Origin of the sequence: Myroides sp. C6-3, assembly GCF_050522425.1 — a bacterium.
GTDB lineage: Bacteria > Bacteroidota > Bacteroidia > Flavobacteriales > Flavobacteriaceae > Flavobacterium.
Genome location: NZ_JBMVQP010000026.1, coordinates 1 through 24,459, shown reverse-complemented (window position 1 = coordinate 24,459; position 24,459 = coordinate 1). Strand labels below are relative to the sequence as shown.

General features: G+C 37.3%; 23 protein-coding genes. 7 read left to right on the top strand and 16 right to left on the bottom strand.

The features are described 5' to 3' along the window. Positions 1-126: 126 nt before the first annotated feature. On the bottom strand, positions 127-828 hold the full coding sequence (locus ACPDG9_RS11465; protein ID WP_430527884.1) for an ATP-binding cassette domain-containing protein: 702 nt from the start codon (positions 826-828) through the stop codon (positions 127-129). 7 nt (positions 829-835) lie between these two features. After that, a complete protein-coding gene (locus ACPDG9_RS11460; protein ID WP_430527883.1) occupies positions 836-2,308 on the bottom strand; it encodes a DUF5687 family protein in 1,473 nt (490 codons plus the stop codon). Positions 2,309-2,550: 242 nt separating this feature from the next. Between ACPDG9_RS11460 and ACPDG9_RS11455 the strand changes: the two genes are divergently transcribed. Together ACPDG9_RS11455 and ACPDG9_RS11450 are read left to right on the top strand one after the other, a co-directional pair. After that, a complete protein-coding gene (locus ACPDG9_RS11455; protein WP_430527882.1) occupies positions 2,551-2,961 on the top strand; it encodes a hypothetical protein in 411 nt (136 codons plus the stop codon). 84 nt (positions 2,962-3,045) lie between these two features. After that, positions 3,046-3,471 (top strand): c-type cytochrome, encoded by a 426-nt coding sequence (locus ACPDG9_RS11450; RefSeq protein WP_430527881.1) that lies wholly within the window; start codon positions 3,046-3,048, stop codon positions 3,469-3,471. Between the two features lie 70 nt (positions 3,472-3,541). On the opposite strand, the gene ACPDG9_RS11445 is transcribed toward ACPDG9_RS11450, so the two are convergent. From ACPDG9_RS11445 to ACPDG9_RS11400, 10 genes are all read right to left on the bottom strand, one after another. Further along, positions 3,542-4,519 carry a TerC/Alx family metal homeostasis membrane protein gene (locus ACPDG9_RS11445; RefSeq protein ID WP_430527880.1) on the bottom strand — a complete coding sequence of 326 codons (978 nt, stop codon included), beginning with the start codon at positions 4,517-4,519 and terminating at the stop codon, positions 3,542-3,544. Positions 4,520-4,720: 201 nt separating this feature from the next. Then, positions 4,721-5,716: an NAD(P)H-dependent glycerol-3-phosphate dehydrogenase gene (locus ACPDG9_RS11440; protein ID WP_430527879.1), complete on the bottom strand. Its 996-nt coding sequence runs from the start codon at positions 5,714-5,716 to the stop codon at positions 4,721-4,723. 220 nt (positions 5,717-5,936) lie between these two features. Then, the gene (gene nadD / locus ACPDG9_RS11435; RefSeq protein ID WP_430527878.1) at positions 5,937-6,524 is read right to left on the bottom strand and encodes a nicotinate (nicotinamide) nucleotide adenylyltransferase; all 588 of its coding nucleotides are present in this window, start codon (positions 6,522-6,524) and stop codon (positions 5,937-5,939) included. A 6-nt stretch (positions 6,525-6,530) separates the two neighbouring features. Continuing rightward, a complete protein-coding gene (gene gmk / locus ACPDG9_RS11430) occupies positions 6,531-7,100 on the bottom strand; it encodes a guanylate kinase (protein WP_430527877.1) in 570 nt (189 codons plus the stop codon). A 15-nt stretch (positions 7,101-7,115) separates the two neighbouring features. Further along, a complete protein-coding gene (locus tag ACPDG9_RS11425) occupies positions 7,116-7,964 on the bottom strand; it encodes a YicC/YloC family endoribonuclease (protein ID WP_430527901.1) in 849 nt (282 codons plus the stop codon). Between the two features lie 539 nt (positions 7,965-8,503). Then, on the bottom strand, positions 8,504-8,860 hold the full coding sequence (locus ACPDG9_RS11420) for an arsenate reductase family protein (protein ID WP_430527876.1): 357 nt from the start codon (positions 8,858-8,860) through the stop codon (positions 8,504-8,506). A gap of 1 nt (position 8,861) precedes the next feature. Then, on the bottom strand, positions 8,862-9,092 hold the full coding sequence (locus tag ACPDG9_RS11415) for a ferredoxin (protein ID WP_430527875.1): 231 nt from the start codon (positions 9,090-9,092) through the stop codon (positions 8,862-8,864). After that, positions 9,089-10,333 carry a peptidase U32 family protein gene (locus tag ACPDG9_RS11410; protein ID WP_430527874.1) on the bottom strand — a complete coding sequence of 415 codons (1,245 nt, stop codon included), beginning with the start codon at positions 10,331-10,333 and terminating at the stop codon, positions 9,089-9,091. Before ACPDG9_RS11410 ends, ACPDG9_RS11415 begins: the two co-directional genes overlap by 4 nt. Before the next feature lie 11 nt (positions 10,334-10,344). After that, on the bottom strand, positions 10,345-11,703 hold the full coding sequence (locus ACPDG9_RS11405; protein ID WP_430527873.1) for a rhodanese-related sulfurtransferase: 1,359 nt from the start codon (positions 11,701-11,703) through the stop codon (positions 10,345-10,347). Positions 11,704-11,867: 164 nt separating this feature from the next. Beyond that, entirely contained in the window at positions 11,868-13,841 is a 1,974-nt protein-coding gene (locus ACPDG9_RS11400) for a KUP/HAK/KT family potassium transporter (protein ID WP_430527872.1), read from the bottom strand. A gap of 430 nt (positions 13,842-14,271) precedes the next feature. On the opposite strand from ACPDG9_RS11400, the gene recA reads away from it, so the two are divergent. After that, a complete protein-coding gene (gene recA / locus ACPDG9_RS11395) occupies positions 14,272-15,279 on the top strand; it encodes a recombinase RecA (RefSeq protein ID WP_182625969.1) in 1,008 nt (335 codons plus the stop codon). Positions 15,280-15,369: 90 nt separating this feature from the next. Here recA and ACPDG9_RS11390 read toward each other — a convergent pair whose 3' ends face one another. After that, the gene (locus tag ACPDG9_RS11390; RefSeq protein ID WP_430527871.1) at positions 15,370-16,122 is read right to left on the bottom strand and encodes a lysophospholipid acyltransferase family protein; all 753 of its coding nucleotides are present in this window, start codon (positions 16,120-16,122) and stop codon (positions 15,370-15,372) included. 140 nt (positions 16,123-16,262) lie between these two features. On the opposite strand from ACPDG9_RS11390, the gene trpS reads away from it, so the two are divergent. Next, entirely contained in the window at positions 16,263-17,231 is a 969-nt protein-coding gene (gene trpS, locus ACPDG9_RS11385; RefSeq protein ID WP_430527870.1) for a tryptophan--tRNA ligase, read from the top strand. A 54-nt stretch (positions 17,232-17,285) separates the two neighbouring features. Here the strand turns inward: trpS and dprA are convergent, their stop codons facing one another. Continuing rightward, entirely contained in the window at positions 17,286-18,395 is a 1,110-nt protein-coding gene (gene dprA, locus ACPDG9_RS11380; protein ID WP_430527869.1) for a DNA-processing protein DprA, read from the bottom strand. A 173-nt stretch (positions 18,396-18,568) separates the two neighbouring features. On the opposite strand from dprA, the gene ACPDG9_RS11375 reads away from it, so the two are divergent. The 3 genes from ACPDG9_RS11375 (at position 18,569) to ACPDG9_RS11365 (ending at position 20,888) form a co-directional block, all read left to right on the top strand. Next, positions 18,569-19,495, top strand: coding sequence for an SPOR domain-containing protein (locus ACPDG9_RS11375; RefSeq protein ID WP_430527868.1), 927 nt, complete (start codon positions 18,569-18,571; stop codon positions 19,493-19,495). A gap of 80 nt (positions 19,496-19,575) precedes the next feature. Further along, positions 19,576-20,085 carry an acyl-CoA thioesterase gene (locus tag ACPDG9_RS11370; RefSeq protein ID WP_182650114.1) on the top strand — a complete coding sequence of 170 codons (510 nt, stop codon included), beginning with the start codon at positions 19,576-19,578 and terminating at the stop codon, positions 20,083-20,085. Between the two features lie 14 nt (positions 20,086-20,099). Continuing rightward, positions 20,100-20,888 carry a S1/P1 nuclease gene (locus tag ACPDG9_RS11365; protein WP_430527867.1) on the top strand — a complete coding sequence of 263 codons (789 nt, stop codon included), beginning with the start codon at positions 20,100-20,102 and terminating at the stop codon, positions 20,886-20,888. Positions 20,889-20,940: 52 nt separating this feature from the next. On the opposite strand, the gene ACPDG9_RS11360 is transcribed toward ACPDG9_RS11365, so the two are convergent. Then, positions 20,941-22,356: a hypothetical protein gene (locus ACPDG9_RS11360; protein ID WP_430527866.1), complete on the bottom strand. Its 1,416-nt coding sequence runs from the start codon at positions 22,354-22,356 to the stop codon at positions 20,941-20,943. Between the two features lie 136 nt (positions 22,357-22,492). Next, entirely contained in the window at positions 22,493-24,406 is a 1,914-nt protein-coding gene (locus ACPDG9_RS11355; RefSeq protein WP_430527865.1) for an OmpA family protein, read from the bottom strand. Between the last annotated feature and the right edge of the window lie 53 nt (positions 24,407-24,459).

Sequence of the window (24,459 nt, the reverse complement as noted above, 5' to 3'; positions counted from 1 at the left end):
TAATTTGCTGCAAAATACAAAAGAAACGCTTAGAACAATTTAATGGTACAAATAAAAATACTCGGAAAACACCTACAAAAAAAACAGCGCTTGTTTTCAAGCGCTGTTTTTATAGAGACTGTAGGTTTAGCTTACTGAACTAAAGAAACCTTCTAGTTCTTGATACGTAATTTTTTCTGTGTGTACGTCATGTAGCAATCGCCCTTTTTCCAAAGCAATAATACGATCAGATACTTCATACGTATGTTGTAAATCGTGGCTAGAAATAATCAGCGTCATCGTTTTGGTTTCCTTTTTTTTCTTGACTAATTCTTTTAGTCGAATTTGTGTAGAAGGATCGAGATTAGCAAAGGGTTCATCTAAGATAACTAGCTCAGGATTGCCAATAAACGCAGCAACAATGCCAATTTTCTTTTGGTTCCCCTTAGAGAAGTCGCGAATGTACTTCTTCTGTCCTAACACCTCTCCATTAAAGAACCCCAGGTGTTCTTTGACGAATTCCTCTACCTCAACCTTAGACCACCCTCGTAGAGTGCCTAAAAAAATAAAGTATTCCTCAGCCGTCAAGTAACCAATGAGAAACGTTTCATCCAAAAATGAAGTGGTATACGTTTTCCACTGCTCTGAAGTAGCCACATTGTGCCCTTTCGAAAGAATTGTTCCTGTGGTGGGTTGAATCAAATCTAACAACAAGCTGAAAAAAGTTGTTTTTCCCGCTCCATTATTTCCAACTAAACCGATACTTTCTCCTTTGCCGATAGACAGCGTTTCCAATTGTAGAACAGTTGTTCCGTTATATGTTTTACGTAAGTTATTAACTTGTATCATAGGATTTTTATTTTTTATAAGCGGCTAAAGCCGAATATTTTTCGCGGATATAAATTTTTTCAATGTACTTAAAGGCAAATGAATAGCAGAATAAACCCGCCATTCCCATCAAAATCAACAGAGCAAAACCACCCCAAAACGGATAAATTAATGACCCTATATAGTAAAAGACAAGAGGAAGGATCATTTTGGGAAAACTAATCAACATCACGCGTAAATTAAAGGCATTGACATCTCCAAATACATTTTTCACAGCAGTTAAATCCATGGGCATTTTCAAATAAGCTCCTCCCCATAACACGAAGTATCCGTTAATTCCCATATTGAAAATTCCCATAGCAAGGACCAAATAAAAGAGTTCCCTATCGATAAGGATATAAAAAAAGCACACCAACGTCGACACCAAGGTTCCCAATACGATGATCAACCACTTAGACATTAAGTAATCGCGATACATTACGTTTTGCGTCATCAATAAGGGGTAATAAGACGAATCCCAGCTTGGCACATACTGTCCAAATAACATCAGGAACCCCCCAGTTGAAAAAAAGGCTAGAAATACAGAAAAAAGAGCAGGCACCTCTCCTCCATCCACTGTATTAAACATAAACAATCCATAGAACATAAATACCACACTCATCAACACCGTTACTCTAGCTCTTTTGTTTCGAACAATTAATCGAATATCATTGCGCAAGAAATTGGCATAACGACCAAATCGATCAAGCCAACTCATTTCTAGTGTAATACTTTCTTTGATGCGTACTTTTTCAAGATCGTCTAAATACATTCTCGTCAAGAAAAAACGATGTGTTCCCCAAAGCAACCCAATGAAGAGCCCTAGATATCCGAGTATGCTAATTGGATACTGATAAGGCAATACATAAAGGTATTGTGTATACAAAGTAGGATCAACAACTTCGTAGTAATGCAATCCAAAGCACAGGGCCACAAAGCCGACAACCGCATAAAAAATAGGCGGATACGCACCCATCAAAATATTGACACAATGCATCATAAACACCATACTATAAAGGGCCAGCGCCCAAGTTAGAACAGCAACAACAGGTTCACCTTCGACAATCGCTATACTGACAAATGGGAGAACAAAAAAAAGTTGAATGATATTAAATGCACTCAAAAACGTCTTTCCTACATAAAAAGTAACGATTTTCGATCGTGGTATGTTGAGTATTAAATAAGGCTTAATACTGGCAACAGGCCCTTTTTGCAAGAAAAAGCGAAAAAAAAGTTCAATTGTAAAATAGTAAAGTAAATAACGACTAACCACTTCAATCGGCGATGCTGTTGCATCGTCTTCTATTATTCCGTGATAGATCCCTATTCCAGCTAGCAACATCATACAAGCGACATAAACGATCCCCAACCACTTAAAAACACTGGTTACGATATCCATGCTACTTTTATTTCCTCTCGCTAAACGCTTCCGTTCAAGCGTAAAAAACCATTGGTAAATCATGATCCTCTTCTTTTGGTATATAGTCTATTAGTATAAGACCCTACAAAAACGTTACAAAAATTATAAACCTTTCCTAAAATAAAAAATCTTCCAATTATATTGGAAGATTTTTACTCAAACATAAAACCAAAAAAACTATCATTATCGATCTAAGTATACCAAATTTCAGACCAAACTTGTAGCCAACAAAACAAAAAGTAGAATCGTAGAAATAATTTTATCTTTGCGCAAATTTTATTCTCATGAAAAAAGACATTGAAATACCAGAAGTAAAAGACGTTGAAATTGCAGTTGTAAAAGAATATAATGAGGATTTCTTACAAGATGCTTGGTATGCCTATTTATTTAATAACTCAAAAGAACCTATCGAAGCAATCATGATTGTTTCTAAGGCAAGCGGTCAAATCGATGGAGAACAACGAGATTCAAGTATTTTCAGACATGCTTTTCCTTCTTTAGCAGCAGGTGAATCGATTAAAGTTGAGCTATTAGATGAGGCTATTTTCGATTTGGACAATACGTTTATGTTAACTTATTTTCAAGGTGCTAAACTTTACGACAAAAATTTCACTTTCCCTGCGAAAAGTATCACAACGGAAGCGTTACTAGACCTTTCCTTTGCAAACAAAAGAGGCATAACGCATACAAAATAACTATATACCAAAAGGTTACTCCTAATTTATACTTATTCCAAAGGTTTGGTTTTGTATCTTGTCTAAAACAAAAATGCACAACAGATGAAACTAAAAGACACGGGAATTGTATTGGCCTTCTTCGGCTTGATGATTAGTTTATTATCATTCAAAAGCAATACAATAGTAACTGAGCATACGGTAGTTCAATCGCAATGGAAAAACTTAACGGTGCTTCCACAAGATATCTCAAAAGATGAGTTAGAAAAAGTGATGAAGGGTTACAATGTTGCTTTAGGCGTTAAGTGTAGCTATTGTCATGCGGCAGCGCAAGATAAAGATGGTTTGGACTTTGCTTCAGACGCAAAAAAGGAGAAAGACTTTGCTCGTCATATGATTGTTATGACGCGAAAAATTAATGCAGAGAACTTCAATTGGGATCAAGACCCCAATCCAGAAAATATTCAGGTTGTAACCTGTACCATGTGCCATCGCGGCAATACAAGTGCAACAGAATCGATGAAAATATAATTCCATCCCATAAAAAAAGGCTGTCCAACTAATTAGACAGCCTTTTTTATTTTATACGCGATCGCAACATTTATTTCTTAGGAGGAAAAAGCAGAGACAAGACAACCGATAAGGTTAACACACTTGCGATAACCGCCAAGGAAACTAATGAGTCAATATGTACAAATGGAGAAATAATCATCTTAACTCCAATAAACGAAAGAATAATCGCTAATCCGTATTTCAATTTAGAGAACTTATCCATGAAGTTCGCTAGTAAAAAATAAAGGGAACGCAAACCTAGAATGGCGAAGATATTTGAAGTATACAGAATAAAAGGATCATCAGGAGCAATTGCAAAAATCGCAGGAATACTATCCACAGCAAATACCAGATCCGTAAATTCAATAACCATTAAAGCGACAAATAGAGGAGTTACCATTTTTACTCCATTCTTTACGGTAAAGAATTTATCTCCATCGTATTCGTTGCTAACTTTAAAAAACTTATGCACCATACGCACGGCAAAATTTTTCGTCAAGTCTTGTTCTTCGCTGTGATCCTCTTTTGCAAACCACGATTTTATTCCCGAAACAAGGAGGAAAATTCCAAAAATAGTCAAGACAACGTTGATTTCAACCAGATGTCCAAACAATTCAAAAGCAGGTAAATAGGTATGGTTAATTAACTCAACCCCTGCAAAGATAAAGATAGCTCTAAACACTAAAGCCCCTATAATTCCCCAAAACAACACACGGTGGTGTAATTCTTTTGGTACTTTAAAGAATGTAAAGACTAGGATAAAGACAAATAAATTGTCAATAGACAGGGCCTTTTCGATCCAATAAGCAGATTGAAAACGCGCAAAGTTCTCAAAGTCCATATAGTAGTAAATAACCCCACTAAAGACCATGGCTAAACCAATCCACACGACGGTCCAAATTAATGCTTCTTTGGTTGATACGACGTGGCTATTTCGATTAAAAACACCTAAGTCTAACAAAAGCATGACTAAAACTACAATTCCAAAAACAGCCAAAAGGCCTGGGTGATTAATTAAATGATCCATTCTATTTATTTTTTAACAGCACAAAACTACTTGATATATTTTTCCCCTAGGCAAATGATTACAACTAACTGTAAATAAACAATTTACAACTAAAATTTCAAATATACCAGAAACAAAAATAGCAGTATAATAAACTGAAAATCAGTTTATTATACTGCTATTTTTAGTTTAAAAACCCATAACGGGTATTTTTATACTTTTTTAATCTAATTTTTCTGTTAGTTTCCTAAACGTCTTTTTTGGATCTTTGCCATTGTACAAAATATCATACACCGCATTGATAATAGGCGTTTTAGCTCCATACTGTGCATTGAGTTCATAAGCACTCTTCGTTGCATAATAGCCCTCTGCTACCATATTCATCTCCATTTGAGCCGATTTTACCGTATAGCCCTTTCCGATCATATTACCAAACATGCGATTGCGTGAAAAAAGAGAATACCCTGTAACCAACAAATCGCCTAAATAAGCTGAATTATTGATATTTCGCTTCATGTGATGCACCTTCTTAATGAATTTTTTCATTTCTCGAATGGCATTGCTCATTAACAGTGCTTGAAAATTATCTCCATACCCAAGGCCATGTGCCATACCACAAGCAATAGCATATATATTTTTCAGTACAGCAGCATATTCTGTTCCGATAATATCATCTGTTAGCTTTACTTTAATGTAGTGGCTACTAATACAGCTTTCGATCACTTGCGCATGTTCTTCATTGCGACAGGCAATAGTTAAATAAGAAAGTCGTTCAAGGGCAACCTCTTCTGCATGACAAGGTCCTGTTATTACGGCGATATTATCATAAGAAACACCATACGTTTGATGGAAATGCTCCCCAACGATCAAACTTGTTTCCGGGATAATTCCCTTAATAGCCGAGATAACCACTTTATTTTCAAGGCTAACGTATAAATGCTCCATTTCTTCACTTAAAAAAGCGGAAGGAATAGCAAAAATCACGTAATCTGCATACGAAACAGCCTTATTGATGTCATTGGTCAACAGCAGTTGATCAATATCAAACTCAACTGAACTCAAATAATTCGGGTTATGATGGTTTACCTTAATTTCTTCTATCGCATTTTCATTCCTCATATACCATGCTATTTGCTGTAGATTTTCACTCAGCATTTTTACGATAGCCGTTGCCCAACTCCCTCCCCCAATTACTGCAAACTTTGGATAATCACTCATAATTTTAGCTTATAACTTCGTCAAAAGTAACTAAAAAACTTAATGCAAACAATTGAAAAACTGTAAAACAATTTGTTCAAGCTACTTAACTTTTACTTCATTCTTTGGCACGCTATGGAAAAAAAAACTTGTTCGCTAAAGCATCATCAAGAAAATTGTTTCCACCTAATCGAGACGTCAACAAAGAAAAAGAGCTGAAAAACAGCCCTTTTTAGTTTGTTTATTTTTTATAAAACAGATTGTGGTCGATGTAGTTCCACACCTCTTTATCTACTAATGGTTTTACGTTTTTTCCTTCTTTGATTGCAGTTCGAATAAAAGTAGCGGAAATTTCCATCACCGGTGCATTTTCTACCCTAACAATATGAGGATGTTGCATCAGTGGGCTTTCTTTTTCTCTCTCGCGATCTAAGCGTGGATAAACGTATATTTTATATTGCTCCAGCAATACTTCGTAATTCTTCCATTTCGGTAACGAATCTAAATTATCTTCTCCCATAATCAAGGCAAACTCGTGTTTGGGAAAACGCTCGTGTAAATAGGCCATGGTATTGGTCGTATAATTGGGCTGAGGCAAATTAAATTCAATATCAGATGGACGAATATAGTCGTAATCCGCCGTAGCTAGATTAACCATGTGCAAACGGTGAAAGTCTTCGAGTAATCCCTTCTTTTTCTTTAGGGGATTATGGGGTGTTACCACCATCCAAACCTCATCTAAATCCGTGTATTGTACCAAGTGATTCGCAATCACTATATGTCCAATATGCACCGGATTAAAGGTTCCGAAATACAAACCAATTTTCATCTTCTTTTATTTTACAAAGTTACGCACCAATTGACTTGCCTCTTCTTTGGCTGTTTCTAAGTCGTAATTTTTAATAATCGTATCAAATTGAGGAGCAGTCGCCAATTCAACCGAAGCTTTGGCAATACGCATATTGATTTTGTCTTCGCTCTCCGTGGAGCGTTTCTTCAGACGAATTTTCAATTCATCAATACTCGGTGGTTTAACGAAAACAGCCAATGTCTCATCTGGAAACTTGCGTTTGATGCGCAATCCACCTGCCACATCAATATCAAAAATAACATTTTTACCCAAAGCCCAAATGCGCTCTACTTCTGCTTTTAACGTACCATAGAAATTATCGCGATACACTTCTTCCCATTCCAAAAAATCATCATTTTTAATGTGCTTTTTAAAATCGTCCAATGAGATAAAGTAATAATCTTTCCCATGCTCTTCACCAGCTCTAGGCTCACGTGAAGTACACGAAATAGAAAAATCTAGATTTAAATCCGCTTGTTCTAACAAATGTCGTACAATAGTCGTCTTTCCCGATCCTGAAGGAGCAGAAAATACGATTAATTTCCCCTTATTCATCTTATGCTTGTGTTGTTATAATACGTTTAATACTTGCTCCTTAATTTTTTCCAACTCATCTTTCATGCGCACAACAATTTGTTGCATCTCCGCGTGATTGGATTTAGACCCCATCGTATTAATTTCTCTTCCCATTTCTTGCGCGATAAAACCTAATTTTCGACCGTTCGCTTCACTTCCGCTTAGCGTTTCTAAGAAATAATCCAAGTGTTTAGTTAAACGCACTTTTTCTTCCGTAATGTCTAATTTTTCTAAATAGTAAATTACCTCTTGTTCAAAACGGTTCTCGTCGATGGTCAATTGCAACTCTGTCAAATTCGCACGCAAGCGTTCCTTAACACTTACAATGCGTTCTTTGTCTAAAAGAGTTACTTGTTCCATATAAGCAAAAATATTGGCAATACGCGCTCTGAAATCATCTTCTAGAGATTTTCCTTCGCTTAAGCGAAATGCCTTCATATGCTGAATTGCCTCGTGAACGACCACTTCAATCTCCTTCCATTCTGTTTCGTCAAAGTCATTGCGTTCTACCTTCAATGCGTCTGGCATACGAACCGCCATTTTCATCAATTCTGTTTCATCCGCGTGAGGGATGATTGATTTCATTTGCTCAATATACGCTAAAACAATAGGAGCATTAATCTTGCTAGATGTCTCTTCTGCAGTAATCTCACAAAAAAGAGAAAAATCTACCTTTCCACGTTCTAGTTCTTGAGCAATTTGATTGCGCAAAGCCAACTCTTTTTCTCTATAACTTAAAGGCAAACGCACGTTTAAATCAAGACTTTTACTGTTTAGTGACTTTACTTCGATCGTAATTTTTTTGGTTGGCAATTGCAAGCATGCTTTACCAAATCCCGTCATTGAATGTATCATATACTATTAGATAATGACTGCAAAGGTAACAAAAACTCAAATATATAGTACAGAAGTAGTTGTGAAGTTGTTTTTTTATCTCGACACAAAGCAGTAGGAATAAAAAGACAAACAAAAAAGGAAGCCGAAGCTTCCTTTTTCAAACCAACGTTGTACTTAACTGTAACTTTTAAAACAAACCAATCTTTTTAACTACGTTAAGTCTTAACCAACTTCACTCTATTATGAAATAAAAATGTTCTTTTTCAATAGCAATTTTTCTTCTTTAATAAAGAACTATACCGGTTCTTCTTTCTGATTGAACCCCTTAATAAACAATTAAAAATCCAAACCAGTATAGTGTAATTTTCTCTTTCTTATTAAAATCTGAAAAATTTCATAGCAATTATTCCCTTTTTCAATATTAAGACAAGAAGGATTGTATTTGGTCACATTTTTTATGTAAAAAAATAAAAACTAACCTGTAAAAGACTAGAAATCAATCATTTTAAAACATAAAAAAGTCGAAGTAAAACTTCGACTTTGAATTATTGTGCAGCCTTTGCAAAGGCTTCTTCTAGTACTTTTTTACTATTTCCAACAAAATAAATGCCATCGATATACAAAACAGGTCTATTTAAGAAGGTATAGTGTTCCAAGATTAAATCTCTATACCCCTCTTCTTGTAAGTTTTGATCTTTCAGTCCTCTTGTTTTATACAGCTGTGCTCTTTTGTTAAAAAGCTTTTCATAGCTCCCCACTGCGGCATACATTTCTTGTAATTGCTCTGCTGTTACGGGTTCCTTTTTAATATCCTGTAGTTCAAACTGCTCGGCATTCGGCATTTCTTTTAAAATGCGTTTACACGTATCACAAGAACTCAGGTAATACATTTTTCTTTTCATCTTATACTTCTTTTACGGTAATAATATGTACAGGACATACTTTTTCAGCCTGTTCGCAGCTGTCTAATATCGTATAATCTGGTGACTTTAAGGTATGAAACCCTTTATTATTTATTGCTTTTAACAACACTGTTTTGCCATCCTTTTTTGACATTTGAAACTGCTGAGGGGCAACTTCAACACAGTAGTTGCATCCAATACACTTATCGCGTTGTAAGGTAACTACAATCATTCGGTTGTAACTATTTTATACATTTTATCTGACAGGCGAATGCGGAACGGCAATTTTAAGGTACAATCATCTCCTTTGGTTGCTTTTTCTACGGCTTGTTCCTTGACGAATAGCTCTTCAATGGTCAACTCTTGTGCCCCTGTACTAGGCCCGGTAATTAAAATACGATCGCCAATTTTGATGTCATAGGCTTCAATTTTAAACTCACCAATAGCGGCTTTTTGGAAATAATGTGCAGCTTTCCCCACGTATACTTTCTTCTGCGTTGCAGCACTACCTGGATTATCACTCCACTCTCCGAGCTTTTGTCCTAAATAGTAGCCACTCCAAAATCCACGATTGTAAACCGTTTCTAAAGCCTCCATCCACGTAGCCACTTTCTCTTTGCTATAGGTTCCTGTTGCAATTGCATCAATCGCTTCTCTATACGTACGGATTACCGTTGCTACATATTCTGGAGCTCTTCCTCTCCCTTCTATCTTCAGTACCTTTGCGCCGGCCTCAATCACTTGATCAAGGAAATCAATTGTACACAGATCTTTAGGAGACATCATATATTCGTTGTCAATCTCAATTTCAAAACCACTTTCCTGATCAATAACCGTGTATTTTTTTCGGCAATTTTGTTTGCAAGCTCCGCGATTCGCAGAAGAATTATGTGAGTGTAAACTCAGATAACACTTGCCTGAAACCGCCATACACAGTGCTCCATGACCAAAAATTTCAATCTCAACCAAATTTCCAGAAGGTCCTTTGACTTGTTCGCGTTCTATTGCTTCCGTAATTTTTTTGACTTGACGCAAGCTCAATTCACGCGATAAAACAATCGTATCTGCAAACAAGCTATAAAACTTAACAGTTTCAATATTGGTTACGTTCAACTGCGTAGAAATGTGTACTTCTAAACCGATAGCTCGTGCAGAGGCAATCACCGCTTGATCTGATGCAATAACAGCAGTCAATTCGGCTTCTTTTGCTTTTGCAAGCAAGGTTTTAACCACCGACAAATCATGATCGTAAATGATCGTGTTTAGTGTCAAATAGGTACGTACCTTTTTTTCTTTACAACGTCTGGCTATTTCGGGTAAATCATCAACTGAGAAATTAACCGTTGAACGTGCTCTCATATTCAATTGATCCACTCCAAAATACACTGAATCAGCTCCGTTGTCTATTGCAGCTTGCAACGACTCGAAGTTTCCAGCGGGAGCCATCAATTCAACTCTTCCTGAAACTGTCATAGCTTATATATTTAATCTAGAATTTTAAAGATTTGGTCGTTTTTACGCACGCGAAAGGTCAACTCCATCGTCATACGATCTCCTGCTTGTGCAACTGTTACCTCTTGTCCATTCACCATCATTTTATCCAAGGTTAAACGTTCTTCACCTGTTGTTGGTCCAACAATAACAATTTTATCACCAAGGTGAATTTCTTTGTCCAACAAGAATTGTCCGACTCCAGCTTTTGTGAAATAATGTTGTACACTTCCCACGAGCAGTTTGCGCTCTACTTGTTTTTTGCGGATTTGTGTAACGGTGCTCACCTTTACAGGTTGAATCTCCGTCGATCCTTCAACATCTTTCTTAAACTTCAACGATTCTGAACGCCCTTTTTTAAATACTAAGTTTCCTTTTTGAACCCCTTTTCTCAAGCGTTTTTGTTCCTCTACAGGAAGTTGGATTACCTCTAAACACTCATTTGAACAACAACCGTGCATGTGTTCAGCACATTCGTCACACTGAATAAACAACAAATGACAAGCTTCATTCGCACAGTTTACGTGAACATCACAAGGCTTTCCACATTGGTGGCAATTGGCGATTACATCATCTGTAATACGCTCACCCAAGCGATGATCAAATACGAAGTTCTTTCCGATGAATTTACTCTCTAACCCCTCTTCTTTTACTTGACGGGTGTATTCAATAATTCCTCCTTCTAATTGGTAAACATTTTTAAATCCGTGGTGTTTGAAATAGGCAGAAGCCTTTTCGCATCGAATTCCACCCGTACAATACATCAATAAATTCTTCTCTTCTTTGATCTCTTCCAATTGCTCTTTAATGATTGGCAAAGACTCGCGAAACGTATCGACATCAGGTGTAATAGCACCAACAAAGTGTCCGACTTCACTTTCATAGTGATTTCGGAAATCAACTACAACCGTATTGGGATCTTCTAGTAATTGATTAAATTCATTGGCTTTTAGATGAATACCTTTATTCGTTACATCAAACGTATCGTCGTTTAAGCCGTCGGCTACAATTTTGTGTCTAACTTTTACCGTTAGTTTTAAAAAAGATAAATCATCTTGTTCAACCGCAACATTTAGACGAATGCCCTTCATAAAATCATACGCTTCTAATGTTGCTCTAAAAGCTTCAAATTTTGATGCAGGAACAGACATTTGAGCGTTGATTCCTTCATGTGCTACATAAGTACGTCCAAGGGCGTCTAATGCATTCCATGCTAAGAACAAATCATCTCTAAATTGTTGTGGGTTTTCGATTTTGGCGTACGCATAGAAAGACAAAGTCAAGCGATTTTCTCCAGCTTGCTCTATAAGTTCTGCTCTTTCTTCTGCGCTTAATGTGTTATACAGTTGCATGCTATATAAATTTAAGTGTAGAATAATAAAAAAACGGGTTGAAATTCTAAATTGGAAGAATTTCAGGGTGCAAAGATACGTGATTGATTTTAAAATCAAAACACTAAAATGTAAAAGGCTAATGTATATTACTATACATCAACCTTTTATAAAATTATACCTTTTTATTCTAAACGCTTAAGCGGCAGGTCTTCAATAGGGTTAATAATCAGCGGGAATCGCTCAACTTTCACCGCGCTACTGTCTAGTCCAAATGCTTTTTCTTCTGATAAAGAGATCTTCTTTAGGAAGTCATACAGGTCGAGAATAATCTTTTCTTTCATTGGCAGATCATTGTCGTAAGACAGCTCTTTTTCGATGAGGACATATTCAAAATCTCCGATTGCATCTATTTTATGTAGTGATTCATAACGCGTAGTAATATCGATTTCGCCTTGTAGCATCAATTCTGTTACCACTTGTTTCATCAAGACATTAATGCGTTGTTCATTTCGGAATCCCAAGTAAAAGTCAATGCGCAAAATATTCTGATTTTTTCCGTATTTGACAACTTTATACGCTAATTTATAAGGTTCATCCACAACGTTTACATGAACAAACCAGTAGTTATCGGCGCGTTTTGGTCGACGATTAATAATAGAGAACATCGCTTTATACTCAATTTTTGACGGGTTATACGCATTGGTCAAATACACCAAATTCGTCACATACTTAGGCATGCTTTGATCTTGGCTCAAATCAGTTAGAATATCTTGATAATCAACAATATTAACGAGATCCGTATAATTGCGTCGAATTTTTTTACCCAAGTAATTCACGGTCATAACACTCGCTAAAATTCCAGCAATAATCACGGTTACATAACCACCATGAGAAAACTTTTGCACATTGGAGATAAAGAACGAGACTTCAATGGAGAGATAGACGATTTCCACTAAAATGATAATGATCATTGGCACTCGCTTTAGCACCATAAAATAGCCCAACAAAATAGTTGTCATAATCATACATAGGGTAATGGCTAAACCGTAGGCTGCCTCCATATTACCGGATTCTTTAAAGTGTAATACCACGAAAACACAACCGATAAACAACAAGAAATTGATGGATGGAATATAGAGTTGTCCGCGGATATTAGTGGGAAACTTCACGCGTATTTTGGGCCATAAATTCAATCGAATGGCTTCGTTAATCAACGTAAAGGATCCACTGATCAAAGCTTGCGAAGCAATAACAGCAGCTAGTGTAGCGATTCCGATTCCGAAGGGCAAAAACCAATCAGGCATCACTAAATAAAATGGGTTCGCAGGTTGATCTGAATGAGGAGATAGGTCAATTAGTGTTTTACCCGCATGTTCAATAAGCAACGCCCCTTGCCCAAAGTAACTCAAGACGAGCATTGATTTGACAAACGCCCAACTGATTCGTATATTTTTAATACCACAATGCCCTAAATCACTGTAAAGAGCTTCCGCACCCGTTGTACAGAGAAATACAAATCCCAAAACTAAATAGCCCTCAGAGTGAATGGTCAAAAGGTGAAAAGCATAATAAGGATTTAAAGCTTTGAGAACGTGAAAATTCCCAATAAGATGGCTAAACCCCAAAACACCTAACATCAAGAACCACAACATCATCATTGGACCAAAAAACTTACCAATGGTTCGAGTACCAAATTGTTGAATGAAAAAAATACCGACCAAAATTCCAATCACTATGGGAATTGTAGCCAATTCAGGCTTGTAGATCTTTAAGCCTTCAACAGCGGAAGAAATAGAAATAGGCGGTGTAATAATTCCGTCAGCCAATAGCGCACTACCACCAATAATAGCAGGAACAATGAGCCAGGGCTTTTTTAGTTTTTTTACCAGAGTAAATAACGAAAAAATACCACCTTCTCCGTTATTATCCGCTTTTAAAGTTAAGAAGACATATTTGACTGTTGTTTGTAGCGTTAAGGTCCAAAACACACAAGAGATCGCCCCCAAAACTACCTCTTCTTGAATAATGGCCTTTCCCATAATCGCTTTCATTACATATAAAGGAGACGTTCCAATATCACCATATATAATTCCAAGTGTGACTAATAACGTGCCTAAGGTTACGCGATCTAAATGCGTCGTTTTTAATTGTGACATCACAAAATAAGATTTAGTACTAATTAAATTCCGTGAACTTGACTGATTAATTTCTACAAAGGTATAAACTAAGCACATACAAAAATCAAATTGAATACGAAATTTACAACCAAACCACATATTAACAAAGAAATCCTAACTTATACATGATTATTTTTAACATTATCCCATATCTACAGCTGATTTTCCGTTAAAACAACAGCACTAAATTCGCAAAATGCAACAAGAAAAGGCGATAAAAGACAGCCAAATCACAAAAAATAGCGTTCTTATAGGAAAACCTTGAAGGTTAGAGAAAGAAGAAATAAAAAAAGTGAGCAAGTAAAAAACCAAATATTGCTACAATTTGTAGCATAATTAAGTACAAAGGAAAATCTCTGCTTTTTTTATCTTATTTTTACACAGTTAAGAAACAATAATTTCAAAAAAGATGAGTGCAGATAAAGAAGCTAAATTGAAAGCCTTACAGCTAACGTTAGACAAATTAGACAAAACCTACGGAAAAGGAACGGTAATGAAATTGGGAGATACAGCTGTAGAAGAAGTTGAAGTCATCTCTTCAGGTTCTCTAGGTGTTGACTTAGCTTTAGGAGTAAGTGGATATCCGAAAGGAAGAATTATTGAAATCTATGGACCTGAATCTTCGGGTAAAACAACCTTAACTTTACACGCCATTGCAGAGGCGCAAAAAGCGGGTGGTATCGCAGCTTTTATTGATGCGGAGCATGCGTTTGATCGTTTTTATGCACAGAAATTGGGTGTTGACATAGACAATTTGATCATTTCTCAACCCGACAACGGAGAACAAGCATTGGAAATTGCAGAGAATCTAATTCGTTCAGGTGCGATCGACATTGTTGTGATTGACTCAGTAGCAGCTTTAACACCAAAAGGAGAAATTGAAGGAGATATGGGGGATTCTAAAATGGGTCTTCACGCTCGTTTAATGTCGCAAGCCTTGAGAAAATTGACTTCTACAATTAGCAAAACGAATTGTACGGTTTTCTTCATCAACCAGTTGAGAGATAAAATCGGCGTAATGTTCGGAAGTCCAGAAACAACAACGGGAGGTAATGCGTTAAAGTTCTATGCGTCTGTACGTATTGATATTCGTCGTTCTACACAGATTAAAGATGGAGAAAATGTCATCGGTAACCGCACAAAAGTAAAAATCGTTAAAAATAAAGTAGCACCTCCATTCCGTACAGCGGAATTTGATATTATGTATGGAGAGGGAATCTCAAAAGTAGGTGAAGTTTTAGACTTAGCTGTAGACTATGAAATCGTGAAAAAGAGTGGTTCTTGGTTTAGCTATGGCGACACAAAACTAGGACAAGGGAGAGATGCCGTTAAATCCTTAATCAAAGACAATCCAGAACTAATGGATGAACTAGAACAAAAGATTAAAGAAGAAATCAAAAATAGAGAAGCACAATAAACGTACTTCATTAAAAAAGCCTCAACGTAGTTTTTGAGGCTTTTTTTTCTTAGTAGGTATTGATATGCTCTTACTTGTTAAGCTTACATCCTACTTTATTTTCTTCTCCCAACTAGAAAGAACCTCCCAAATAAGTTGAAAAGCACGATGCTTTATTTCTTTCTTATCGTCTTGGGTTGCATCTGTTGTAGAAATGGGTTGCAAAATAGCTACGGGTACTTTACCAGGCTTGCCTATCCCCCATTGAAATGGAAAATAGTACTTTAAATAGCCCATAGCCAAAGGCACTATCGGAATTTGATGATCAATCGCTAAGCGAAACGCTCCATCCTTAAATGGATCTAAGATAATCGTGCGATCATCGGGAACACCACCTTCAGGAAAAATACAGATACTCAATCCTTGATTGAGTTTAGCCTGTGCGCTTTCAAACACTTGATACCTACTTTTAGCATCTTTCCGATCTACTAGAATACAGGTTTTCTTGTAAAAAAAACCAAAAATAGGCAGTTTCGCCAATTCTTTTTTTCCAACAAATACAAAAGGATTGTCCTTGATAAGAAGTAGCATCATCAGAATATCCATCATCGAAGTGTGATTGGCAATAAACATATAGCTCTTTCCCTTTTCCAACGGATGCGATTGTTCAATTTGATAAGACATTCCCATACCATAAAAAGTAAGACGCGCCCACAATCTCGACACTTTATAAAAAGCAGGATAGGTAGAATCAGACCATATGGTAACAAAAAGAAAAGGCGATAAAACCAGTATTACAATCAACATCCACAGGTAAAACCAAGCACGCCACAGAATACTAAAAAATGCGCGAATATATTGCATTAAGTACTAAATTTAAGAATTGGCAAGTAGCCACTCAAAAATAAAAAATAAAGCAATGGTAAACCAAGGAAAAAGAAAAAAAGAAAAACAATCCCTACAAAAAGCGCTATCTTTGTTCTCATTAAAAAAACAAACACGCAATGGCTAAAATTCTAACGGGAGTTCAGAGTACAGGAACTCCACATTTAGGGAATCTCTTAGGTGCAATTCTACCTGCAGTAGAAATGGCAAACAACAAAGAGAACGAGTCTTTTATTTTTATTGCGAATTTACATTCAGCAACGCAAATTAAAGATGCAAAAACATTACAGGAAAACACCTATAGTGTTGCGGCTGCTTGGCTTGCTTGTGGTTTAGATGTTAATCATGTAACTTTTTACCGCCAGTCCGATGTACCGCAAACAACGGAGTTAACGTGGTACTTAAGTTGCTTTTTTCCATATCAACGCTTAACATTAGCGCACTCTTTCAAAGATAAAGCAGAAGTGCTTGCTGATGTTAATACAGGGTTGTTTACTTACCCGATGTTAATGGCCGCAGACATTTTATTGTATGATGCCAATTTTGTACCTGTCGGAAAAGATCAATTGCAACACTTGGAGATCACTCGCGATGTTGCGGCTCGATTCAACCACCAAATGGGTGAAACTTTTGTTCTTCCAGATGCTAAAATCTCCGAAGATGTTATGATTGTTCCAGGACTTGATGGAAACAAAATGAGTAAATCAAGAAACAACATCATCAACATCTTTGAAAATGATAAAGCCTTGAGAAAACAAGTCATGAGTATTGAAACCGATAGCACTCCTTTAGAAGAACCGAAAAATCCAGATACTTGTAACGTATTTACCATTTACAAACTTTTGGCTACGCCAGAACAAATTACACAAATGCGCGCTAAATACGAAGGAGGAAACTACGGATATGGTCATGCTAAACAGGAGTTATATGAATTAATTCTCGACAAATTTAAAGTAACACGTGAAAAGTACAACTACTATATTAACAACTTAGAAGAAGTAGATCGCTTGTTACAAATTGGTGCAGCAAAAGCGTCCACAGTAGCAACAGCTACATTAAATCGCGTACGCGAAAAACTAGGATATTAAATATCGAAATAAACCATAAGCGGGCATTTACTTCCAAATGCCCGTTTTTTTTGCCTATGCTCTACATTCAAAATATTTACCTGGCAATGGTTTTACTAAACCTTGCAATTCTAACTGTAACAAAAGCGTACTCACTTTGTAAATAGGCAAGTTACACTCCAAGGCAATTAAGTCAAGAACTTCTCGTCCTACTAGATTTAAGTAGTCATAAATGCGCTGTTCCTCATCCGATAGATTCAAAAAAAGTTCTGGTTGAATGAAGTGAACCTTCTTTTTTACTTTATTCCAATTCAAAACATCAATAATCTCTTTTGGATCTTGAAGTAACTGTGCCCGGTGCGTGCGAATCAACTCATTGCACCCTTGACTCATTAAATCCGTCACACGTCCAGGTACCGCAAATACATCTCGATTATACTCATTGGCAAAAGTAACCGAGCTCATTGATCCGCCTTTCATCGCACTTTCGACAACAACTGTGGCTTGACTCATTCCTGCAACAATACGATTGCGTTGGATAAAATTCTCTCTTTCGATCTTCCGTTGCGTAGCAAACTCCGTCAAAATACCACCTTGTTCCATCATATCATTGGCGAGCTTGCAGTGATTGGCGGGATAAATACGCTGCAACCCATGCCCTAATATCCCAAAAGTTTCCAAACCAAAAGCCAAAGCTTCTCTGTGTACGCATGCATCAATTCCATACGCCAATCCACTAATCACAATCGGATTAAAAGGCTGCACTGCTTCCATAAATTGCTTACAAAACGCAAGCCCTCTAGCAGTAGGTGTACGCGTACCGACCAAGCTCACAATAGGACGACTCTTCCAATCGGGTAGATTAGTCCCTTTGTGAAACAATACAATAGGCGCATCATCGCACTGACTCAAATAGAAAGGATACATTTGTTCTTGATAAAACAGCGATTGAATGTTGTGCTTTTGCATTTGTTTAAGCTCTTTTTCCGCCCAAAGTAAGTGTCCTTTCTCTTGTAGTTGTTTTGTTAATTGACCCGATACACGCTTTGCCCCTAATTCTTTTGCGCTTGCTTTAAATACTTTCTTTGCTGATCCAAAATTTTCAATTAATCGCTTGCCAATAATAGGTCCCACCCCATTGACTTTCGTTAAGGCTAACGTATAGAACAAATCTTCTTCTTTCATCAAAACAATGTTAATTAATTAAATTTTCTTATCTTAGTAGTTCTAGTATCAAAAACCTAACCATTCATTACCAAATACTTACCAAGTATACCTTAGTATACTAAATTGTTAATAAAAAAAAGCCGCTTATTATTTGCTAAGCGATTGGTTTCGACTAATTTTGTTGTATGAAGATGACTCAATACATATCAGCCCTATTATATCGCTATCCATGCGTTATTGTTCCGGGATTTGGTGCTTTTATCACTGAAATCCAATCGTCTTTTTACGATGAGGAAAAACATCTATTTTTCCCTCCACAAAAGCGAATCTCTTTTAATAGAAATATTGTGAATAACGATGGATTACTAGCTAATCACATTGCGATGCAGGAGCGTATTTCTTATGAAGATGCCGTGATGCGCATCCAAAATATGGTTGCTGATTGGACAAATACATTAACCTCTTTTGATACGCTGAATTTAGAATCAATTGGGGTATTCACTTATAACGAAGAAAAAAGCTTGCAATTTGATCCAATTCAACATCAAAATTATTTAGCCACTTCTTTTGGTTTATCATCAGTTGGAGTTCAAACGATTACACGTGGAAAAGAGTCAACTCCACAAGTTATTGCTTTAGAACCAAAGTCGATCAAAACAAAACGCACGGCAAACTTTTTCAAATATGCCTCTGTACTAGTACTCGTTGCTGGTATTGGAAGTGTTTTAGTACAAAATGGTTATACGGCTTACGTTAATGATCAAACCCTTTCTATTGAGAATAACGTGCAATCGAAAGTTCAAAATAGATTACAACAGGCCACTTTCCTTATCGAACCAACAACGGAGACCATTGCCTTACCCGTAAAAGATGAAACGGTTGCTATAGCAAAACCGTACCACCTCGTTGCAGCGGCTTTTCGAAGTGAAGAAAATGCAGCTATAGAGGTTGAGCTGTTGAAAGAGAAGGGTTTTGACCAAGCGTCTTTCTTAGGTCGAACGAAATACGGAATGTATCCTGTTTTGTATGCTAGTTATGCTACACAGGAAGAGGCTAAAGAAGCCTTAAAAGAAATTCATCGCAAAATGAATAAAGAAGCTTGGATTTTTATTAAATAATACGTTAAATATACGAACCGAACGCTAAACGTTCGGTTTTTTTTTGCTTTGTGCCTATCTTTGTCAAAAATATACTCTTTATGAAGGCAAAATTAGTATCTGAATCAGCTACTATCATGAGCGATTTAGTTCTCCCAGGAGAAACAAATCCATTAAATAATATGTTTGGTGGAGAATTATTAGCGCGAATGGATAGAGCTGCAGGAATTGCTGCAAGAAGACATTCTAGAAGAATCTGCGTAACAGCATCTGTCAATCACGTTGCTTTTAATAAACCGATTCCCCTAGGAAGCGTTGTAACCATAGAAGCTAAAATATCTAGAGCCTTTACTTCCTCTATGGAGATTTACATCGATGTTTGGATAGAAGATCGCGAATCCGGTAGCAAAACAAAAGCCAATGAAGCGATTTATACATTTGTTGCGGTGGATGATATGGGCAATCCCGTTCCTGTTCCAGAACTTATTACAGAAACTGAACTAGAGCATCAGCGTTATGAAGCTGCGTTGAGAAGAAAACAACTGAGCTTAGTCCTTGCTGGTAAATTAAAACCAAGTGATGCGACGGAACTAAAAGCTCTATTTAATTAATAGAAAAACAAACAATGAGAAAAATTTTATTTGCCTTAGTCTTCGCGCTTTGTCTATTACAATCTACAGCAATCTTTGCATGGGGAACGACTGGACACCGCGTTATTGCAGAAATAGCGGAAAGAAACCTAAGCAGAAAAGCTAAAAAGGAATTAAAAAAAATCATCGGAGATCAACAATTAGCGTATTGGGCAAACTGGCCAGACTTCATCAAATCGGACTCTACGTGGAAATTTGCGGACGGTTGGCACTACATCAATATGCCAGGTAACTTACCTCGTCCATCCTTTGATCAAGAATTAGCTAATTCTACTGATGAAAACTTGTATAAACGCGCGTTATTGTTGATTGAGGAACTCAAAAGCAATACACTGACGTTAGAGGAAAAGCAACAAAAACTATATTTTTTAATCCACATGATCGGTGATGCACACCAACCTTTACACATTGGAAGATTGGAAGATTTAGGTGGGAATCGCGTAAAAGTAGAATGGTTTAGAAAACCGACAAACTTACACAGCTTATGGGATTCTGCTCTAGTGGATTTTGACAAGTACAGCTATACTGAATATGCTACTGTTTTAGATGTTCATGGCAAAACGCACAACCAAACCTTAATCAAAGGAAATTTAGAAGATTGGATTTTTGATTCTTACACGATGGCTAACACAATTTACAACAGTGTGGAAGAAAATGAGAACTTAAGTTACCGCTACCACTTTGACTTTAAAGACACCGTAGAGGAACAACTTCTAAAAGGAGGACTTCGTCTAGCAAAGCTGTTAAACGAAATTTATAAGTAATAAAAAAAGAGCAAGCTAAACTTGCTCTTTTTTGTTGTTTATTTTTTTGTGCTTATCTACTTCTAGAATACGAAGACGAGGATGAAGATCCACTACTTCTTGAACTTGATCCCGCGCTAGATGAACTACGGGAGTAACTCGATCCGCTGCTTCCAGAGCTATAATTCGATGAACTTCGAGAATAACTCGGGCTACTGCTCGATGAGTTGTAACTTGACGAACTACGCGAGTAATTCGGGCTACTGCTCGATGAGTTGTAACTTGACGAACTGCGCGAGTAATTCGGACTACTGCTACTACTTCTTGAACTCGAGGTAGCGCTTGATCCACGCGAGTAATTCGAACCACGACTTCCAGAAGTCGTGGTACTTGAAGAACTAGATCCCCTTGAGTAATAACCCGAATTCGAGCTATTTGAGTTGCTATTTCCTGTTGTACCTGAAGCATTTGAACTACGAGAATAATACCCGTTCGCTGTACTTGTTCCTTCAGACGTACTACTTGATCCGCGAGAATAATATCCTGTATTTGAATTCGCTGAATTCCCATTACTACTACTAATCGCTTCTCCTCGTTTATAGGTATCCCCACTTGACGTTGTTGTACTTCCTCTTGAATAATAATTGTTATCCACGCGATTAATATCTCGCGTTGACGTATTACTAGTTCTGCTTGATGCATTCGCATCTCGAGAATAGTTATTCGTTTCCCTCGTATAAGAAGAAGATCTAGAATCTGCTAAATCACGTCTGTTTGAATAACCATTATTTCTATCATAAAAGGAATTATTTGGATTCGAGCGTTCGTAGTAGTCTTTTCTCACCTCACTATACATCGATCTGGATCGATTGTTGTAATGATTGTTGGTATAAACATATCTGTTGCTGTAATTGATGTGATTATGCACGTGAACAACATAGGTTGCTGTAGGATAAGGTGCATAATACGAGTAATAAGAAGGGTAATATCCCCAATACCAAGAAGAATAGTATGGACGATAAGATACTCCCCAAAACAAGCTAAATACTGGAGGTGTAACTACATAAACTGGTTCATAAATATAATTGGGACCATATAGATAACTATTTCCTACAATTTGGATAGAAACTTGATTACGGCGACTATTTTTTTCAATTTCAATTGTTGCTACATCTTGATACATATCACGTCCCAAAACGGCTTGAATTACAATTAAATGCGCTTTACCTTCCACTACCTCAATAACGCGTAAATAGTCTACGTAACCATCTCTGTTTAAATCGAGGTTATTAATTCTCAAACTCGGATCGTTTAGGCGATACTCAAAATCCTCAAGGTCCTTTGAATCCCCAAATATAGAAGCAACAGCTTGTAAATCTAAGTTATCGCTAATGTCGTAATTCGTTGCCGTTACTACCGCTTTTTGTGCCTGTGTTGGAAGAGCACATAGGAGGAATAAGGCAACCATATGATAATATAAAAACTTCATTTTGTCTACTTTTTAAGTTAAACACCTCTTGTATTTCAAATAATGTGCCAACAATTTATAACTAAGGTACAAAAAAAGCCCTTACCGATATGGTAAGGACTTCTTAAAATATACTAAACTTAGTTCTTATTCGAATTTATTTGATTATTACGAATTCACTTCGTCTGTTGATTGCGTGCTCTTCTTCTGAACAATTCGACTGACAATCAATTTTCGGTGCACTTGCACCATATCCTTGTGATTCTAAACGGTAGGCTTCAATACCTTTTGATAAAACGTATTGAACCGTCGTTTTCGCACGGTTCTCCGATAACTTCTGGTTGTACGTTGCACTTCCGCGGTTATCTGTATGAGAGCCAACCTTGATGCGCATCTGTGGATTGCGCTTCATTACCTTCACTAACTTATCCAGCTCAAATGCCCCCTGTTGGGTGATATTTGATCGATCAAACTCGAAGTAAATATCCCCTAGAATAATCTCATCTTTGGTCACAATCACCTCTATCGGACGAAGGGCTACATTCACTAGCTGACGACCGCCTTTGCGGTTCAACGGAACTTCAACAGACTTGCCCTCGAAATCCTCTTTGTCTACCTGCAAGTGATAAAACTTATCACAGTCAACCACGTATTCCACAATACCACGGTGATCCGTAAACTTCGTCTCGATCAGGTTCTTGCGATCGTCAAAGATATCCACGCGTGAACCTTCTAATAACTGACCCGTATCTTTGTGTGTGACCGTTACATACATCTCTGTATTACACACGGGAATCGCTTTGTAGATGTCATCGCGACCAATGCGGTTCGTTGAGAAGAAGCCAATGTCTTTACCTGGGTAAAAGGAAAAAGCAAAATCATCTTTCGCCGTATTGATCGGAGAACCTAAGTTCTTCGGTTCGGCTTGAGGGATGGCCAAGTCTACCACGTAAACATCCAATCCGCCAAAGCCCTTACGAGAATCAGAAGCAAAGTACAACTTCCCGTCTTCTGAAATAAACGGGAAGGACTCTCGACCTTCGGTATTAATCTGACTTCCCATATTAATCGGAGTTCCGTAGTTACCCTCTTCATCAATATCCACTTTCCAGATGTCCGTGCTTCCCATCGTTCCAGGCATATCTGAAGAGAAGTAAAGCGTGCGACCGTCTTTGCTCACACTCGGGTTACTAACGGAGTAATCACTTCCGTTAAACGGTACTGGTTCAAAATCCGTCCACTTGTCTTTCTTCCTTGTTGCGCGAAAAACACTAACTTTTCCTAGCTTTACCAGCTTGGCTTTGTTCTTGGTAAACTTACCAGCGCGGAAACTCTCCGTGGCAAAGTACATCGTCTGCCCATCTCCTGTAACGGTAGACGGACCATCGTGATACTTCGTATTCAATTCCGATACAGGTTCTACATCATACAAAGGATCCGTAGCGTTTTTGTATTTCGCTTGGTAGATATCCAAGTAGCCTTGGTTATCCCAACCATACTTCTTCTTCGAGTTATTACCCGCACGGGTAGAGGCAAAATAAAGCGTGTCACCCGTAGTTAAGAAAGCACCGAAATCATTCCCTTGACGGTCATTGAGCCCCGATTCTTCAAAGGTAAACAACTCCTCTTGCGCTCGTAAACGAGGAATGTAATCCGGCTCGCGCAAAAACGCAATAGCTCGTTGATCCTCAGGATTGCGCTCAGCGAATTTCTTCATCGCTGCATTGGAAGAATCATAGCGACCACTCGCTTTGAGCATCTGAGCATAGCGGTAGTACAACTCAGAATCCAAACTAGGGTCTTTCTCCAAAGCCTTGCCGTAGTACTTCGCGGCTTCTACTGTATTAAATATGTTGTAATAACAATCCGCTAATTGTAAATAAATATAATTATCTGTCTTAGCACCGCGGATCAACTTCTGGTACACCTTAGCCGCCTCTACAAATTCGTAGTGCTTATAGTGACCATCGGCAATCTCCAAAGGTGTTTTGATAGGCTCTTGAGCACTTATACTTTGAGTGGCTAAAAATCCACCCAATAACAGACCTAAATAAACCTTTCTTATTTTCATTATATGTGTGTTTGGCTATTAGAAATAACGAGACGAACTTGATACTTTTTTAG

Excerpts from the sequence above, each read along its gene's own strand:
- ACPDG9_RS11455 (WP_430527882.1), top strand. The coding sequence starts at position 2,551 with ATGAAAAAAGACATTGAAATACCAGAAGTAAAAGACGTTGAAATTGCA.
- recA (WP_182625969.1), top strand. The coding sequence starts at position 14,272 with ATGAGTGCAGATAAAGAAGCTAAATTGAAAGCCTTACAGCTAACGTTA.
- gmk (WP_430527877.1), bottom strand. The coding sequence starts at position 7,100 with ATGAATAAGGGGAAATTAATCGTATTTTCTGCTCCTTCAGGATCGGGA.
- ACPDG9_RS11360 (WP_430527866.1), bottom strand. The coding sequence starts at position 22,356 with ATGAAGTTTTTATATTATCATATGGTTGCCTTATTCCTCCTATGTGCT.
- ACPDG9_RS11390 (WP_430527871.1), bottom strand. The coding sequence starts at position 16,122 with ATGCAATATATTCGCGCATTTTTTAGTATTCTGTGGCGTGCTTGGTTT.
- ACPDG9_RS11460 (WP_430527883.1), bottom strand. The coding sequence starts at position 2,308 with ATGATTTACCAATGGTTTTTTACGCTTGAACGGAAGCGTTTAGCGAGA.
- ACPDG9_RS11375 (WP_430527868.1), top strand. The coding sequence starts at position 18,569 with ATGACTCAATACATATCAGCCCTATTATATCGCTATCCATGCGTTATT.
- ACPDG9_RS11465 (WP_430527884.1), bottom strand. The coding sequence starts at position 828 with ATGATACAAGTTAATAACTTACGTAAAACATATAACGGAACAACTGTT.
- ACPDG9_RS11410 (WP_430527874.1), bottom strand. The coding sequence starts at position 10,333 with ATGACAGTTTCAGGAAGAGTTGAATTGATGGCTCCCGCTGGAAACTTC.
- dprA (WP_430527869.1), bottom strand. The coding sequence starts at position 18,395 with ATGAAAGAAGAAGATTTGTTCTATACGTTAGCCTTAACGAAAGTCAAT.
- ACPDG9_RS11370 (WP_182650114.1), top strand. The coding sequence starts at position 19,576 with ATGAAGGCAAAATTAGTATCTGAATCAGCTACTATCATGAGCGATTTA.
- ACPDG9_RS11420 (WP_430527876.1), bottom strand. The coding sequence starts at position 8,860 with ATGAAAAGAAAAATGTATTACCTGAGTTCTTGTGATACGTGTAAACGC.
- ACPDG9_RS11415 (WP_430527875.1), bottom strand. The coding sequence starts at position 9,092 with ATGATTGTAGTTACCTTACAACGCGATAAGTGTATTGGATGCAACTAC.
- ACPDG9_RS11445 (WP_430527880.1), bottom strand. The coding sequence starts at position 4,519 with ATGGATCATTTAATTAATCACCCAGGCCTTTTGGCTGTTTTTGGAATT.
- ACPDG9_RS11450 (WP_430527881.1), top strand. The coding sequence starts at position 3,046 with ATGAAACTAAAAGACACGGGAATTGTATTGGCCTTCTTCGGCTTGATG.
- ACPDG9_RS11365 (WP_430527867.1), top strand. The coding sequence starts at position 20,100 with ATGAGAAAAATTTTATTTGCCTTAGTCTTCGCGCTTTGTCTATTACAA.
- ACPDG9_RS11400 (WP_430527872.1), bottom strand. The coding sequence starts at position 13,841 with ATGTCACAATTAAAAACGACGCATTTAGATCGCGTAACCTTAGGCACG.
- ACPDG9_RS11355 (WP_430527865.1), bottom strand. The coding sequence starts at position 24,406 with ATGAAAATAAGAAAGGTTTATTTAGGTCTGTTATTGGGTGGATTTTTA.
- ACPDG9_RS11440 (WP_430527879.1), bottom strand. The coding sequence starts at position 5,716 with ATGAGTGATTATCCAAAGTTTGCAGTAATTGGGGGAGGGAGTTGGGCA.
- ACPDG9_RS11405 (WP_430527873.1), bottom strand. The coding sequence starts at position 11,703 with ATGCAACTGTATAACACATTAAGCGCAGAAGAAAGAGCAGAACTTATA.
- ACPDG9_RS11425 (WP_430527901.1), bottom strand. The coding sequence starts at position 7,964 with ATGACGGGATTTGGTAAAGCATGCTTGCAATTGCCAACCAAAAAAATT.
- trpS (WP_430527870.1), top strand. The coding sequence starts at position 16,263 with ATGGCTAAAATTCTAACGGGAGTTCAGAGTACAGGAACTCCACATTTA.
- nadD (WP_430527878.1), bottom strand. The coding sequence starts at position 6,524 with ATGAAAATTGGTTTGTATTTCGGAACCTTTAATCCGGTGCATATTGGA.